This is a genomic window from Plesiocystis pacifica SIR-1 (assembly GCF_000170895.1).
Taxonomy (GTDB): domain Bacteria; phylum Myxococcota_A; class Polyangia; order Nannocystales; family Nannocystaceae; genus Plesiocystis; species Plesiocystis pacifica.
Genome location: NZ_ABCS01000002.1, coordinates 183,645 through 198,325 on the forward strand (window position 1 = coordinate 183,645; position 14,681 = coordinate 198,325).

The following is a 14,681-nucleotide window of genomic DNA, read 5'->3' on the forward strand; positions in this document are numbered from 1 at the left end:
CCTTCTATGGAGACCGCCGAGTTCGGAATCGAGACGTGCATCCATCGCTCCAACGACGGGCTCACCCAGGCGCGTCACGAATCGAGCATGCTCCTTGAAGGCACAGAGCCCGGCCCGTACGGCCGCCGCGGAGGACTCCGCACTCAACCCCAGGGGTGTCCGTGCTGCAACGGCGCAGATATGAACGGGTCGAGACATCGCTCGGGAGGAAGAGTTGAGCAGGGAGGTGACCTCGACCTGCTCGGGCCGCTACTCTAGCGCCCGGGCACGAGCGCGACAACAGCATGTGGAGCCTTCGCAACGAGACCCCCTTCGCGGCTGAGCGCAGCTGGACCCGCGATCGAGATGGAACCCACTTGTGGCTCGTCGCGGTCAAGGCCACCTACGTCTTCGAACCTGGGGGCGCGCTGACCCTCGCGGACGAACAGCGCGAGCCCTTGCTCGAGCCCGAGTACCGCGGCGAGCCCGGCCGCACGAGCCTGCGCTACGAAGCTGACCTGGGCCTGCCCAAGCCGGGCACGGACGTGATCGTCAACGCCCTCGCGCACAGCCCCGGGGGCGTACCGACGCCGGAGGTCGAGTGCGTCCTCGAGGTCGCGGACCTGCGCAAGCGCGTCCTGGTCCGCGGGCCCAGCACCTACAGCGTCGGCGCCTTCGGGGCGCGGCCCTCGGCGCCCGAGCCCTTCGTGACCCGCCCGATCACCTACGAGCACGCCTACGGCGGGAGCGAACTCGACGACCCCGACCCGCGCCGCCAGTTCATGGACCCCCGCAACCCCGTCGGCGTCGGGGCGACCAACGACCCCGCGAAGCTCCACGGCAGACCCGCCCCGAGCGTGTTCTACCCGAGCGGAAACCCGAGCCAGGTCGGCCCCGCAGGCTTCGGCGCCATCGCCCGCGACTGGTCACCCCGGCGCGAGCTCGCAGGCACCTACGACGACGCGTGGTCCCGCTCCCGCCGCCCGCTCCTCCCCCTCGACTACTCTGCCGAGCACCAGCGCTGCGCCCCGGCCGATCAACGAACCCGCGAGCGCCTGCGCGGCGGCGAGGCCGTCACCCTCATCAACCTCTCCCCCGAGGGGGCCCTACGCTTCGAACTCCCCCGCGTCGAACTCCACGGCGAGGCGAAGCTCCGCCGCGCCCTCGTCCCTCTGAGCTTCGCCATGAGCTCGGTGATCATCGACATCGATCGACGCGCTCTCCTCTTGGTCTGGGAGAGCGCCCGCCCGGTCCCCAGTAAGGATGTCGAGCACCTGTCCTGGGCCCGAGTCACGCTATCGCCCCCGGTGCCGTAGGCGTGCCATCACGCCGCGGCACGAGCCGGGCCGAGACCGCCCCAAACACCCTCAAACGGGAGACGAAATCTCGAACAATCTCAGCACCTTCCGGCTCAACCCCGCGTCACCATTGACGTTTTTGGAGGTGCTGCACGACGGTTCGAACCCCGTCTCCCGCTCTTCGAATTCGGCGTCCTAGAGGTCCCTAGGGCGCCGAATTCAGTTTTCGGTCAAACCATGTGCTGTTGGTGTGCCTGTTCCAGCGCCACCACGTCCCTGGATCGGGCTCGTCCGAGCCGGCGCGAGTCTCGAGATCATCTCGTCTCCCACGCTCTCCGACAGGTGCGCGTACCGCATGGTCATGGTGATCGACGCGTGGCCCATCCACTCCTGCACGAGCCTGATCGGCACGCCCCCGCATCACCGCCAGGGAGGCGAAGGCACGCGCTCGCCCTTCGGCGCTGCCGCTGCAGCGGTGGCGTCCCAAGTCAGCGGCAGCCCGCGCGATGAAGTCGAGGGGCTGGCGTCCCTCTCGAGGCCGAGGTGGGGCCGATGGCGTAGGGCCCACTGCTCAGCGGACCTGTTCGTCCCACGCCAGATCGATCAGGTCATCGAGAGTCGCTCGCAGCTGGGCCTGAGTCTGGCCCTCGAGAGCGACGGTGCTCAGGTAGGCGTGAAAGCGCGGCAAGACCCGCTCGATGACGCCGCTGGGTTGCTCTTCGAGGGCCTCGATGCACGCGGCTGCGGCAGGTCGATAGTGGGAGAAACCACGAATGAAGACCTGGATCGCCAGCGACTGCGTTGCGAAGGCCCGCCGCGTGAGCTCGTAGTCGCCGTCGAGCGAAGTGAGCTCTGCGATCCACCACAGACGCGAGAAGGTGTTGCTGTCGTGGCGAAGGCCAGCCCGCCAAAAGCGGGCGCGCATCGTCGCCCATGACTGAAACTCGTAGCGATGTCGGATGAACCTGGGCTCGACGACGACCGCGAGGAAGCGCCAGACCCCGGCGTCAGCTGCCTCGCGTCGGGACAGGGGCAGGGCCTGGTGGATCAGCGGGGCGGCGCGAGCGTCGAGCTCGGTCGAGTGCTCGGCGATCTCGGCCCGCAGCTGCGCGAGGCTCTCGCACAGCCCATCGAGGGCGTGGTCCCGCTCGAGGGCCTCGCAGTGGGGCGCCCAGACCTCGTGGGGATGGGCGTCGAGCTCTCCACTGGCGAGCTCGCGGGTGACGAGGCGTCGGCCCGTGGGTCCGAGCCGCTGAAGTGGCCGCGTCGTCACGAAAACTCCCCCGTGAGCTTGGCCGCGAGCGCGGCGAGCTTGCCCTCGACCTGGAGGATAGCGTCGAGCCGGGCGAGCAACATCGGCAGGTCTTGGAAGTCGCGCTCGAGGCAGGACTGACGCTCCTCGGCCCGGCGCTCGGGGTACAGGCGCGGCAGCCACTGGTCGAGCACGGCTCGCTCCCAGTCGTAGGCTGGTTCACCGTCGTCGACGAGGCGCGCGCTGACGCGGAGCACGAGCTGGGTCCACACGCTGCTGGCGATCCGCTCGAACACGAGATCGCGGACGCGCGCCCTCGGCCCCCGGGTGCCCTTGCTGTCGAGGGTTGGGCGCAGCGACTCGTGATCGGCGTTGAGGTAGAGAATCGGCGTCTCGCCCTCGAGTTCGAGGCGGTAGAGCGCGCTCGCATTCGGGGCGCCGGGGTCGTCCGAGAAGCGGCGATAGTGGACGTCGAGGTAGTTGCCGGCGCGGACTTCGGGCTGGTCGAGGAGCAGCGTGAGCGTGCGCGAGCCGGCCAGGCGCGTGCCGGCGAGCGAGGCCACGCGAGCACCCGCGCTCGGGTCGGCGGCAGGGGCCGTACGGATGAGGTGGGCGTCGAGCTCGACGAGGCCCGCGAGCTCATCGCGGACGAGCGCGAGCGGGATCCCAAAGCGCTCCCCCTCGGTGCTCGGCCAGGCCTGGAGCGCCACGCGTCGGCGAAGATGCGTCCGCGGGCAGCGGAGGGTGATGAGGACAGCCACGGGCGGCGAGTCGCGCTCGTGCTTGGCGACGAGGCGGCGGACGAGCCGGCCCGGCGCTCGAAGCTCGAGCTCGAGCGTGGCGTGGGCCCAGTTGGTCCCGAGCTCGACGCTGTTGGCGTGGGGCTCGACGAGCTCGACGGGGCGGTCGTCGAGCGAGGCTCCGAGGACTCGCAGGCGCAGGCCGTGGTCCTCGTAGGCCCAGGGGTAAAAGCGCTGCTCACGGCTTTGCTTCACCCGACCTCTCCTTGCTCACCGACGACGCGCAGGCCGATCTCGGTGTGGCGCAGCTCGTCTTCGACGGGGACCGAACGGCCGGTGAGGGCGAGCGCGGATACGCCGAGCGGGACCGCGACCTCGATGGTGTCCTCGCGGTGGACAATGGCCAGCGGCGGCTCGGTCGTGAGCGACTCGATTGCGAGGGGTCGGGCGTGACTCCCATCTTCGGCGAGGTGATGCAGTGAGAGCGCGACGCGCCATGGGCGGGCGTCGAGCTCCGGCGTGATGGTGCCGTGGAAGCGCCAGACCTCGTCGTCGAGGCGGGCGTCGAAGTCTCGCAGCGCAAAGATGGTCTGCGAAGCGGACGACGCGCGGCCCGTCCGGCCGAGGGGAAAGCGCTTGCGCAGGCGCTCGGGCCCTTCGACGCCAGCCTCGACGGGGGGCGCGAGCAACTGCCGAAGCGCAGCCTGCACGCTGTCCCACAGGCGGACGAAGACCTGACCCGAGCCGCGCAGCCAGCCGTCCTTGAGCGCCGGGGTCACGCCCCAAGCGTCGTGACCCGGCGGCTCGGCGTCCCGCAAGAAGCGTTCGATGACGCGGTCCTCATCGCTCGCCTCACCCGGTGCGCGGCCGAGACCGCAGGCGAGGATGGCGTGGAAGGGCCGCAAGCCCGACAGTCCCGAGAAGTCCCGATATTCGACGACCATGCCCGCACCGCGGAAGGTCGCGAGCCGGCGACTCGCGGGCGCGTCCTCGTCCGCGAGTCGGACGATGAGCTCGACCTCGCCCCGGGTCCGCCGGGTCTCACCGCGCCCGCGCGGGAGCTCGACGCTCAGCGGAACTCGGGCGAGGTCTCCGGGCCGCTCGAGCTTGGTCTCGGTCGAGGCTTGGTTGCGACGGCGCCAGGCGTCGACGAAGGGCGCGAGCTCGGCGTGCTCCTCGGCCTCGAGCGACGCGCGGCTCGAGCCGCCTACGCGTAGCTCGAGCCCGCGGAAGCTGGGCTCCATCGCCGGCCAAAACCACCGCGCGGCTTCGCGGCCGAGCTCGCTGGCGATCTGCGCGGGGCTTCGGGCCTGCTCCAGCGCGGGCTCCCGAAAGCCGAGGACGAGGATCGTCGTGCCGCTGTATTGGTGCTCTCGGGCGATCCCGAGGCGCTCCGCGAGAGTCTGAGCCGTCTTGGCCCAGATCGACTCGGCACGCCGGCCGCCTGAGACCTCGACCTCGCGGCCAAACCATCCAGGCCCGGTGAAGCCCACGCCCTCGACCTCGTGATAGGGGAGCTCGGCCCGCCCGATGACTCGCGGCGAGCGGCAGCCCTTGGGCAGGGTCGAGAGCTCCGAGGCGAACAGGACCGTCGACAGGCCCGAGAAGGTCCACAGCACCGACTTGCCGAGGCCGTAGCTACCGCCTGCGCCCTCCCGCGCCTTGACGCTGAACAGCGTGTCCTTGCACAGCGCCCGGAAGTGCGAGCCGTCGCCGTCTTCGTCGCCGGTCAGGCCGACCGTGCCGCGGTCTTCGATGCGCAGGACCAGCAGCTTGCCCTCGCGCTCCATCGCAGCGAGGAACTCGCGCAGGCGTCGGCCGCTTGGTGTCGTGGTCTCGCCCGCGCCCGCGAGGTGGGCGCGAAGTTCGGGCCAGCGCAAGGCGCTGAGGAGCTCGTCGAGTACATCCCCTTCGAGCTCGACGAGCTCGAAGTCGACCCGCGCGGAGTCGAGGGCCTGGTCGTTGGCGTTTTGGCAGACTTCGCGCACGAAGTGGCCGAGGCCGTGGCCAAACGCGTGCTCGGCCGCCTGGCCACCGCGACGCGCACCCGAGGGCGGGAGCTCGTCGAAGATCCAGCGGATCGGCACGCGAGGCATGGGCCATACTGTATGCCAGGTCGGGCTGCCCTTGTCTCGCTCGGATCAGCCGATGGGCTCCGCGCGTGGTAGATGAGGGGTCGATGGGCCTCTACATCCGCTACGAGTTCATCGCCGTGGATCAGCCTCTAGATCGAGCGCAGCTCGCCGAGCTGGGCGGGGTCTCGACCCGGGCTGAGATCACGCCGAGCAGCTTTACCAATCACTACGACTGGGGCGATCTCAAGGCTAATCCTTCGACCCTGATGGCTCGCTACTTTGACGCGGGGTTGCGATGGACGAGCGCGGGCGATCGCGTCTTGTGGCTCAGGCTTCCCTACAGCCGAGCGACCCACCGTAGGCTGAAGCCCCACTTCGTTGGTGATGGCCTGGGCCTGCGCAAGTGCGGCGAGCATCTGCTGGTCTCGATTTGGGTCGAGGACGAAGACTGGGAAACGAGCATCGAGGGCTGGAGGCTGGGTCCGCTCTTGCCCCTGCGTGCGGCGCTGCTCGCAGGCGACCTGCGCCCCGCCTACATCGCCTGGCTGTCGACCGTGGATGTCGGAGACTCCGAGTACGGCGACGACGACGACGACGACGCCCCAGTTCCGCCGGGACTCGGCGAGTTCGACTCGGCTCTCTCGGCGCTGGTGGACTTTCTCGATCTCGACCGAGATCTGGTCGCAGCCGCCGTAGAGGGGAGCCCAGACGACACCCACGACAGCAAAGACCTGCGTCAGTGGGCTCGCGGTCTGTCTGCCAAGCAGCAGCAGCGATGGTTGCTACGAGCGCTCGAGCGGCCCGAGCTGGCGCTCGGTAGGGAGATGATCGCGGCCTTTCGACGGGAACACCCGGCACCCGACTTGCGGCCCCGAAGCGTGGCCGAGCTCCGTGCTCGGGCCCACGAGCTTCATGCGCTTCGGGAAGACGAGGAGGCCGAGCGACACGAGCGCGCTCGGGCACGACGGGCGGCCGAGCGACTTTGGTCGGCGGCGTGGGTACTGGCAGCGGGTCAACGCGAGGTTGTGAAGCTCCTCGCCCTCCACGCCGACAAGCGCGGCCTCGCCGATGATCGGCCTCGGGGCTCGAGGGCGCCGGAGCCCTCGACCTCGACGAGCCGTGGGGCTGCTCGCGGACTGAGTCGTGGACGTGGGGCAGGGAGGGCGTGGCGTCGTCCACGACGGCTAAAGTGGTCAGAGACTGTGAAAACTTCACAGTCTCTGACCAGTGGCGCGAGCCCCCTCGCGCGCGTCTGGATGGAGGACCCACTGACTGGGGCTGAAGAACCCCTGGAACCTGACCCGCTTCGAGCGCAAAAAGCTCGTCGAGCTCCAGCGGCAATGGACGGATCTACCGGGCCACCACACCTGGCGGTCCTGCTTGGGATAGCATCGACCCGTGCGAGAGCAACTCACCGCCCATGAGCCCGCGCGCTCGTCACCATCGAGGATCGACCCATGAGCAGAAAAGTCTACGCCAACGGCCGTGAGGTCGTCAGCGGTGGCAACCACGGCAAGGTCGTCGGCGCCTTCCCGGACGTCTGCAACAGCCCCCCAGGACCTCCCGCCGGCCCAGTCCCCGTTCCCTACGCCGACAGCTCCAGCGCCCGGGACCTCAAAAAGGGCAGCAAGCGCGTCAAGATCGGTGGCAAGCCCGTCGGCCTCCGAGACCAGTCCTTCTTCAAGTCCGCGCCCCTGGGCAACGAGGCCGCGACCAAGAGCTTCGGCGGCTCGCTGCTGACCCACACCATCGGCGGGAAGACCCAGTTCGGCTCCTGGTCCCACGACGTCAAGGTCGAGGGCAAGGGCGTACAGCGTCACCGGGACCTGACGACCTCCAACCACGGCAGCTATCCAGGTGGAACTCCGCCGACGCCCAACCTCAGCAGCGAACAAAAGCTCGCGCTGTCGCGGGTGAAAGAGGGGCAGTGTCCGTGCTGCGGCGAATCCGACTGCCCCGCCGCGTTCAAGGCTGGCGAAGAGCCCCTGTCGATGCGGGAGTTCTATGGGATGGACTCCAAGGGAACCGGGCGGGCCAAGGACCTCGCAGAGCAGTACAGGCTGGCGAAGAACGTACGGCGGACCCAGTGCCAATGCACTGTCTCTACCGCGGTCTTTCCTTCACCTCCCTGTGATGTCTTTCGAGCCGAGAACCCGGCCAAGAAAAAGCGCATCGAACGAAAGTGGAACAACTCGAGAAATAGGTACATCGAAGGCCATGAGCACCGACTCCATGACAAGTTTCATTTTCTCGACCTGATGATTGCCTCCCACCCGGCCGGGGAGCAAAAGAAGATACGTGCGGCCGGAAAGATGCGCAGGTCTGACCGCAAGGATGACCCCTGGGGCAAGCTGTGGAACAAATACAACAAGGACTCCGAACGCGCCGCCAGGATCAATCACCTAGTCCCAAAGGAGGCAGGAGGCTGCCCCACTGGTCCTGGAAACCTTCAGCCACAGCAGCTCTTGTGTTTGGTCTGCCAGGACATTGACCAGATGATGACGGATCACTGGCAGGGTTGAGCCATGTACGCGAGCTACCAGATCGACTGGGGGAACCGGGGCTACTTCACGCCTTCACTGCATGGCGCAGAGATGCCCACCAACACGCAGCTCCACCCCGCATGGCGCCTGCTACAACGACACCTGAAAAGCCTGGCAGCGGGCGAGTTCGGAGAGCTCAACGAACTCATCTCCCTCGCCAGGGGTAGCTCCAGCGGGATGATGCGAGAGTGCTTTCTCTACTTGCTGACCGACGCGGGCACCCCCTCTGCGCTCCGGGCTCTCGCCGACGATGCCCTGGACTCGGTCCACCCAGAGTACCCCGCACAAGTTGCACAGGCCCTCGCTCAAACCGGCATGCTCCAATTCATGCCCGATGTCCTGGAACTCTACGCACGTCGCCATGACGGTGGCACTTTCGCTACGGCGTTACCCTTGATGGTCTCGCAAGTCCTCGAGCCCGCATGGGGGCCACTATCTGACTGGGACGAACACGACGACGACGGCGAGCTCTACTGCGCCAAGGTCGAGGCCTTCCTCCCAGGCTTCATCGACCGCATTGGCAGCCCCAGCGCGACCGCCCTCTACGGCCAGCTCTTCGGTGTTCGCTACCTGGCCGAGTCCTTCATCGACCTCCTCGGCGACTGGGACCGCCGCGGCGAGTGGCCTCGGCTTCGCCAGAGCTTCGAAGGCTCCACCGGCATCGACCTGTCTCCAGGCTACCAGGACCGACACGCCAACCCGCTGAAGATCCGGGCCATCCTCGAAGACTTCCTCGAGAGCCCCGAGGCCGAGCGCTACGAGCACGGCGTCCGCTACTTTTGGGGCCACAGGATCCCCGACTGATGCAGCCCGCGATCGTCGCGTCAAACCTCGTGTGCCCCGTGGGCCTGGCTGCGGCCCCGGCCTGCGCGGCGATGCGCGCGGGCTTGCGGGTGTTCGAGGAGAGCGAGCTCCTCGGCCCCGCGGGTACGCCTGTTGTCTGCTCTGCGATCTCGCGCGTCCCCAAGTCTCGGAGCATCCGCCTCCGGCTCGAGTGGATGTTGAGCCGCGCGCTCGCCCCCCTCCTCGACGAGAGCCTGCTCGGTCAACTCGAAGTCCCGAAGCTCCCTCTGCTCGTCGGGTTTCTGGAGCGCCCCCGCCGCGGCGGCGATGAACGCTTGGCCACAAGAGTCCTAGACGAAGCGATCGCCATCCTTGGAGCGCGGAGCGACGCACCGCGGAGCCAGCTCTTCTTCGGCGGCGCCCCCTCGGGCTTCCGGGCCATGGCGCGGGCGCGGGAGCTGCTCGAAGGCGGAGACTCTCCCGCGTGCATCGTACTCGCGCTCGACTCCTGGCTCGACGCACGCTCGCTCCTGTGGCTGTCAGAGCAGACGCCCCTCCAGACCAAAAGGGCGCACGGGGTCATTCCTGGTGAAGCCGCAGCGGCGCTATTGCTCGCGGCTCCAGGGGTCTTCCCGCGCGTGTTCACCCAAGCCCGTCTCCTCGCTCTCGGCTTCGGTGAGGAGGCGTCAGCGAAGGATCCGACCGCTCCGCTCCGTGGCGATGGCCTCCGTGACGCAGTCGCTGGAGCCCTCGGCGCGCACGCAGACCTCGGTGAGGTCGACCTCCGAATGTCCGACAACCCCAGCACCCACGCAGGGGCAAAGGAGCAGATGCTCTTGCTCGCGCGATCGCTCCGTGCCCCCGTCGCCGAGCTCCCCCAGTGGCTCCCTGCCGAGTCCCTCGGCCATGTCGGCGCCGCGGCAGGCCTTGCGCAGGTCATCTGGGCCGCCCAAGCGAGCGCTCGAGGCTACCTCCCTGGACCGCGCGTCCTGTGCACGGCCTCGAACTTCAGCGGGGGGCGCGGAGCCGCCCTCGTCGAGGTGACGCGGTGCAGCTGAGGCACACGATCCACGGAGCCTTTGGCTACACCGTCGCCACCGACCCCGATGGCCGCGAGCGCCTGGTCGTCGTCGGCAAGCAAAGCCATGTCTTCGATCCGACCCAACCCGGCGAAGTCCCGCTCGAGCTGGCTCCCCGAGACAAACAGCGCCCCCTCGTCGAGGTCGATCAATTCCTCGGAGAACCTGGGTTGAGCGCCCCCTGGTGCGAAGCCGACTATGCCGCGTACAAGCCCCGGTGCGACGTGTTGTTCGTGGGCTCCGCGTACGCCCCGGCGGGGCGACCCACGACGCACTGCGAGGTCGCGCTCCGTCTCGGCAGCATCGACAAGCGCGCCCGCGTCCTCGGCCCGCGGCAATGGAGCGCGAGCTTGGGTGGCGTACGCCTGACGCCCCCCCTCGCGTTTGAGCGAACACCGCTGAGCTATGCCCAGGCCTTTGGTGGCGAGGGCTACGCGCCCAACCCCGTTGGAGTCGGGTTTGCCAGCAACCGCGCCGAGGTCGACGGCCGCGCCGCGCCCTCGCTCGAGGCCCTCGACGATCCCGTCCGCTCGCCAAGCGCGACGCACCGCCCCGTCGCCTATGGTCCCATGGGCCGTGGGTGGCTAGCTCGGCGCCCCCTCGCGGGGACCTACGACGCCACCTGGCGCGAGCAGCATGCGCCCTTCTTGCCGCCAGACTTCGACTACGCCTACTTCCAGTCGGCCCCGCGTGACCAACAGCTCGAGTACCCGCGAGGCGGCGAGCGCCTCACCCTGGTCAACCTCACCGCCTCCGGACTGACCCAGCTGCGTTTGCCTGGCTGCCCCATGCCCGTCGAGTTTGGGCGGCGTGACGGTAGCCGCCACCCTAGCGAAGCCCAGCTCGATACGATCTGGATCGACGGCGACGCCGGCGTGCTGACGCTTTGCTGGCGAAGCTCGCTCCCCCTGCGCGGGGACCTCTCCGAAATCGACGAGGTCCTCTTCGGCCCGATGTCGCCAGCTTTCTACCGCGCTCGCCAGAGCGGCAAGCCCTACTTCTCGTCGCTCGCAGAGCTCGTCGACTCCACGGCGACCTGATGACGAACGAGGTCCTGCGAGCCACGCAAAGAGGCTCTGTCCGAGCGACCACCGCGTCGACCGACGAGCGCCCGGTCTGCGATGGCGCTGGAACAAGCGCTGACGCCAACACAATCGAAGGCCAGCACCACGACCAGGCCTCACCGTTGGCGAGGACGAGCTCGAGGATCAGCGCGCCCATACCGGTCCCCTGGCGAGCGGCCGCGGTCTTCAGAGCGCTTGGCAAACGACACCCACGCTGCGAGTATCCGCCCATGGTCTCCGGACGCTCCCAACCACCGCTGGGGAGGATACGCCGCGCGGCCTGCACGGTCGTGAGCCCAACCTCGCCCCTCGCGCTCGCCCTCGCGTGCCTGGGGGGCTGCGCTCCGAGTCGGCCCATCGCGCCGAGCTGCCCCGAGCAAGCTCGAGGCTCGTCCGATGGGCGCCCCGAACAAGCCGAGCGCTCGACCGACTGGCGCCTCGACGAGGCCGCGTTCTTGCCTCTGCTCGAGGATCGAGCCCTGCGCGAGCGGCTGTGGGTGATGTACACCGCGGCCGAACCCCACGCGGTGCGCTTCGCTGGCGGGGTGGAGCGCTGGAAGCCGGTGCGCCTGCTGATCGCCAGCGACCGCGCGCTGTGGTGGGATCACGGCCTGATCGAGATCCCCGTCGCCCCCGACGATACGGGAGTCATCGCCCACGAGCTCTTCCACGGCTCCTTTCACGGCAGCCCTCTCAATGCGGGGCGCGACGCCGCCTGGGGCGAGGGTTTCGCCGACGCGTTTCGCTACCTCCTCGAGCTCGAGGTCATGGGCGAGGACGGCTCCCCTTGGATGCGCAACATGGATCAGCTCGCGCAGCTGAGCGACGACGAGCTCCTGGTTCGACGGCGAGATGACGAGACTTTCCGAGTCTACAGCTACCCCGCGCTGGTCATCCTCGCGCGCGTCGACCGGGACATCGAGCGCTTCGAAGCGCTCTGGTTCGACCTCTTGGAGCGGCGACGCGCGACGGACCAGGACATCCTCGCCGAAGAGTTTGGCGAGCTGCTGGCGCGACCCGAGGGGTGAGCCCCGCGGGCGCCGGGGCGACCGGAGACCAGGCGCGACGACGCGGCGGACCCGCCCCGAGCGCGCTCGCGCCGAGGGTCGAAGCTCGCCTCCAAACCAAACGAGGAGCCCAGCGCCACCGCAGCGCAGGACTCCTCCATCAACACCAGTTCAGTCCGCCACGCGGGCCGTGACCTGATACTCGAAGCTCACCGGCTTGCGCGCCGTGTCCATCGACGTCGTGCTCCAGCGCGCCTCGCCGCCGGGCTCGAGCTTGTCCTCGTCGATGTAGGTCGAGGTCGCGCCGACCAGCTGGCCGTCGGCGTCGAGGGCCGAGACGACGACCTTCACGAACTGGGCGGGCTTGCTGGCCTCGCTGAGGACCTTGCCCTCGACCTTCCAGCCGTAGCGCTTGCGGCGGGGCTGGAGGGCCTCGACGCGCAGGCCGTCGACGGGGTCGGACAGGTAGTCGGCCTGCTCGGGGTTGAACTCGTAGCGGATGTCGGCGTACTTGGGCGGGTCGTTGACGAGGATCGAGACCGGGGCGCGGACGCCCGGGGCGAGCTCGTCGATCATCGCGTAGCCCTGGAAGGTGCCGAGCTCGGCCCCGCCCTCGTCGACGAGCACGGCCGTGACCTTGGGGTTCTCGAGGAACACGCCGGAGGTGTTCTCGACGAAGCCGAGGGCCCAGAAGGTCTTCTTGTAGCCCTTGACCTTCGACTGGTAGGTGAAGGTGCCGGCGGCGGGGCCCTTGGCGTAGCCGCTGCGCGCGTAGCTCTCGAGGTCGGCGAGCACGCCCTCCCAGCTGAGCTTGCTGATGTCGCCGCCGGCCCGATCGAGGCAGGTCGAGACGAAGCCGTTGACGCCCTCGATCTGGGGGCGGAGCGTGGGGCACAGCTCGAGCACGGCCGCGTTGGTCACGTCGCTGGGCGGCAGGCCGGCGATGCTGTCGAACAGCTCGACGGAGGTCATCGGGCCCTCGCCGCCGAGCTTGGCGAACTCGAGCAGGGTGCCCGCGCCCTCGTCGGGGCGCTCGGTCCACAGGTAGACCTGCGCGAGGGAGTAGCCGAGCAGGGAGTTGTCGGCGCTGAGGCCCCCGGCGCCGTCGAGGCGCTGGGTCAGGGCCGTCTCCAGCTCGGTCAGCCACGAGCCGTCGACGCCCATCGCGTCCTGCTCGTTGGCGTCGTAGACCTCGCCGAGGGCCAGGCTGTAGTCCCACACCTGCTGGGGGGTCGCGGCCGGGTCGATGGCGCCCTGGCGCATGGCCTCGAGCTCTTCGCGGGCCTTGGCGAGCTCGGCCTCCTTGGCCGCCGCGGCCTCCTCCTCAGCCTTCTTGGCCTTGCTGTTGTTGACGATGTCCACGATGATCGAGCAGCCGGACATGCCGACGCTCGAGCCCACGAGGAGAGCCACAACGAGTGCTTGAGTGCGTTTCACGGCCAGGAAGCTAGCTCCGCCAGCGCGGAATCGTGAATCGCGCAAGTCGATGTAGACACTCCCGCAAACGGGCGCGCATCGGCGATTGGCGCCCACCCATGAATGGGTGCGCCAGCTCATTCGCTACACGAGGAGAGATCTCTTCAGCCCAGGGGCGAGCGCGGCAGCCCCTGCACCGAGCAACGCCACTCGTGGATGAAGTGGCCCCACTCGAGCACCTGCTCGACCTCGAGCCGGTAGAGCCCCTCGGCCGTGCGCAGCTGGACCTTGTTGCCCAGCTCGACGCTGACTGCGACGAGGTCCGCGTGGGCCAGGCGCGTGGGCGCGTCGTCACCCCCAGCGCCGATCTCGATGCCCTCGGCGGTGAGCCGCAAAGGACCCTCGGCGACGACCTCGAAGCCCCGGCGATCGTCCCGGGCGCGGCGCAGTCGGGAGCGCTGGACCTCGAGGGCGACGCCGTCCCGGGCGAAGCGCTCCCGGTCGATCACCGGGCGAGGGCCAAAGAACTCCACGATGCGATCGTGAGCGCTGGCGACGTCCTCGAAGCTCTCGTGGTCGCCGACGGCGTCGAGGCGGGTGTCGACCCGGACCCGCCACTCGCGCTTGCAGCTCTTGCACGCGACTCGATTGCCGCGGCGCCGGACGACCTGCAGGCCGTGCTGGGCGAAGCAGCTCGGGCACGCCCAAAGGTACGCCGGCAGCCCGTGGGCCATGCGCCAGCCCAGGGTCACCGCGCCCTCGGGGACGCGCTGGGTGCAGGTCAGGCGCTGGCGGATGTCCTCGGTGATGGCCTCGGGGCTGGTCGAGGCGGGGTAGCGCAGCGGGCCCTCGTACTCGATGTGGGTCGGGACGAAGCGAGGGTAGCGAGCCCAGCGCGGCCACAGGTAGTGGGCGGTGACCATGCGGGCGATCACGACCTCGGCGTCGATGCGGTTGACCAGGCGGCCGATGCCCTCGCGGACCTCGAGCGTGCGCCCGTTCCACGAGCGCGAGCCCTCGGGGAAGATGACGATCATGTGCCCGTCGTCGTAGAGGCGCTGCAGCTCCTCCATGGCCGCGCGGTCCTTGACGAACTTGTGCTTGGGGAAGGCTCCCAGCGCCTTGAGCCACGGCCCGAGCAGGGGCTTTGTGAGGGGCTGGGCGCTGGCCATGAACCGGCTCGGCCGCAGCGGCAGCCACCCGACCATGAAGGGGTCGATCATGGTGCAGTGGTTGGGCAGCAAGAGCATGGGGCCGCGCCGGGGGATGTCGCGGTGGCCCTGCCCGCGCAGGCGCAGGAGCCCGATCAACGGGGAGATGGCCAGCCAGGTGCCGCGGTAGATGAACCACTGCCACGGCTCGAGCCCCTCGAAGCCAAATCGGCGTCGCCGCCCCTCGCCAGGGGACTCGAACTCGGGATGGGAGAGAGGGGATCCGTCAGGCAT

13 protein-coding genes are annotated in these 14,681 nt (G+C 69.0%); 7 read left to right on the forward strand and 6 right to left on the reverse strand.

Annotated elements, in window-relative coordinates:
• Positions 1-284 precede the first annotated feature (284 nt).
• Entirely contained in the window at positions 285-1,295 is a 1,011-nt protein-coding gene (locus PPSIR1_RS01940) for a DUF2169 family type VI secretion system accessory protein (RefSeq protein ID WP_006969288.1), read from the forward strand.
• A gap of 201 nt (positions 1,296-1,496) precedes the next feature.
• On the opposite strand, the gene PPSIR1_RS51150 is transcribed toward PPSIR1_RS01940, so the two are convergent.
• The 4 genes from PPSIR1_RS51150 to PPSIR1_RS01955 form a co-directional block, all read right to left on the reverse strand.
• Positions 1,497-1,661: a hypothetical protein gene (locus PPSIR1_RS51150; protein ID WP_232296421.1), complete on the reverse strand. Its 165-nt coding sequence runs from the start codon at positions 1,659-1,661 to the stop codon at positions 1,497-1,499.
• 187 nt (positions 1,662-1,848) lie between these two features.
• On the reverse strand, positions 1,849-2,550 hold the full coding sequence (locus tag PPSIR1_RS01945) for a DUF6339 family protein (protein ID WP_006969289.1): 702 nt from the start codon (positions 2,548-2,550) through the stop codon (positions 1,849-1,851).
• The gene (locus PPSIR1_RS01950) at positions 2,547-3,524 is read right to left on the reverse strand and encodes a hypothetical protein (protein ID WP_006969290.1); all 978 of its coding nucleotides are present in this window, start codon (positions 3,522-3,524) and stop codon (positions 2,547-2,549) included. The genes PPSIR1_RS01945 and PPSIR1_RS01950 overlap by 4 nt, the downstream gene beginning before the upstream one ends.
• Positions 3,521-5,365 (reverse strand): hypothetical protein, encoded by a 1,845-nt coding sequence (locus PPSIR1_RS01955; RefSeq protein WP_006969291.1) that lies wholly within the window; start codon positions 5,363-5,365, stop codon positions 3,521-3,523. Before PPSIR1_RS01955 ends, PPSIR1_RS01950 begins: the two co-directional genes overlap by 4 nt.
• A gap of 83 nt (positions 5,366-5,448) precedes the next feature.
• Here PPSIR1_RS01955 and PPSIR1_RS47290 point away from each other — a divergent pair, with 83 nt between their 5' ends.
• The 6 genes from PPSIR1_RS47290 to PPSIR1_RS01985 all read left to right on the forward strand — a co-directional run bounded on the left by PPSIR1_RS47290 (position 5,449) and on the right by PPSIR1_RS01985 (position 11,841).
• Positions 5,449-6,768, forward strand: coding sequence for a hypothetical protein (locus PPSIR1_RS47290; RefSeq protein WP_157595122.1), 1,320 nt, complete (start codon positions 5,449-5,451; stop codon positions 6,766-6,768).
• A gap of 33 nt (positions 6,769-6,801) precedes the next feature.
• Positions 6,802-7,866, forward strand: a complete 1,065-nt coding sequence (locus tag PPSIR1_RS45525; RefSeq protein WP_006969293.1) for a PAAR-like domain-containing protein — start codon at positions 6,802-6,804, stop codon at positions 7,864-7,866.
• Positions 7,867-7,869: 3 nt separating this feature from the next.
• Positions 7,870-8,691, forward strand: a complete 822-nt coding sequence (locus PPSIR1_RS01970; protein WP_006969294.1) for a hypothetical protein — start codon at positions 7,870-7,872, stop codon at positions 8,689-8,691.
• Positions 8,691-9,728 (forward strand): hypothetical protein, encoded by a 1,038-nt coding sequence (locus PPSIR1_RS47295; RefSeq protein ID WP_006969295.1) that lies wholly within the window; start codon positions 8,691-8,693, stop codon positions 9,726-9,728. Before PPSIR1_RS01970 ends, PPSIR1_RS47295 begins: the two co-directional genes overlap by 1 nt.
• Complete coding sequence (locus tag PPSIR1_RS01980; protein WP_006969296.1) at positions 9,719-10,789, forward strand: DUF2169 family type VI secretion system accessory protein; 1,071 nt, start codon at positions 9,719-9,721, stop codon at positions 10,787-10,789. The genes PPSIR1_RS47295 and PPSIR1_RS01980 overlap by 10 nt, the downstream gene beginning before the upstream one ends.
• Before the next feature lie 314 nt (positions 10,790-11,103).
• Positions 11,104-11,841, forward strand: coding sequence for a hypothetical protein (locus PPSIR1_RS01985; protein ID WP_006969297.1), 738 nt, complete (start codon positions 11,104-11,106; stop codon positions 11,839-11,841).
• Positions 11,842-11,991: 150 nt separating this feature from the next.
• On the opposite strand, the gene PPSIR1_RS01990 is transcribed toward PPSIR1_RS01985, so the two are convergent.
• The gene (locus tag PPSIR1_RS01990; protein WP_157595123.1) at positions 11,992-13,203 is read right to left on the reverse strand and encodes an FxLYD domain-containing protein; all 1,212 of its coding nucleotides are present in this window, start codon (positions 13,201-13,203) and stop codon (positions 11,992-11,994) included.
• Between the two features lie 197 nt (positions 13,204-13,400).
• Positions 13,401-14,681 carry a lysophospholipid acyltransferase family protein gene (locus tag PPSIR1_RS01995; protein WP_006969299.1) on the reverse strand — a complete coding sequence of 427 codons (1,281 nt, stop codon included), beginning with the start codon at positions 14,679-14,681 and terminating at the stop codon, positions 13,401-13,403.

What these genes read in the sequence shown, in the direction of transcription:
- PPSIR1_RS01940 (WP_006969288.1), top strand. Translation starts at nt 285, where the DNA reads ATGTGGAGCCTTCGCAACGAGACCCCCTTCGCGGCTGAGCGCAGCTGG.
- PPSIR1_RS51150 (WP_232296421.1), bottom strand. Translation starts at nt 1,661, where the DNA reads ATGGGCCACGCGTCGATCACCATGACCATGCGGTACGCGCACCTGTCG.
- PPSIR1_RS01955 (WP_006969291.1), bottom strand. Translation starts at nt 5,365, where the DNA reads ATGCCTCGCGTGCCGATCCGCTGGATCTTCGACGAGCTCCCGCCCTCG.
- PPSIR1_RS47290 (WP_157595122.1), top strand. Translation starts at nt 5,449, where the DNA reads ATGGGCCTCTACATCCGCTACGAGTTCATCGCCGTGGATCAGCCTCTA.
- PPSIR1_RS45525 (WP_006969293.1), top strand. Translation starts at nt 6,802, where the DNA reads ATGAGCAGAAAAGTCTACGCCAACGGCCGTGAGGTCGTCAGCGGTGGC.
- PPSIR1_RS01970 (WP_006969294.1), top strand. Translation starts at nt 7,870, where the DNA reads ATGTACGCGAGCTACCAGATCGACTGGGGGAACCGGGGCTACTTCACG.
- PPSIR1_RS47295 (WP_006969295.1), top strand. Translation starts at nt 8,691, where the DNA reads ATGCAGCCCGCGATCGTCGCGTCAAACCTCGTGTGCCCCGTGGGCCTG.
- PPSIR1_RS01990 (WP_157595123.1), bottom strand. Translation starts at nt 13,203, where the DNA reads ATGTCCGGCTGCTCGATCATCGTGGACATCGTCAACAACAGCAAGGCC.
- PPSIR1_RS01995 (WP_006969299.1), bottom strand. Translation starts at nt 14,681, where the DNA reads ATGCCTGACGGATCCCCTCTCTCCCATCCCGAGTTCGAGTCCCCTGGC.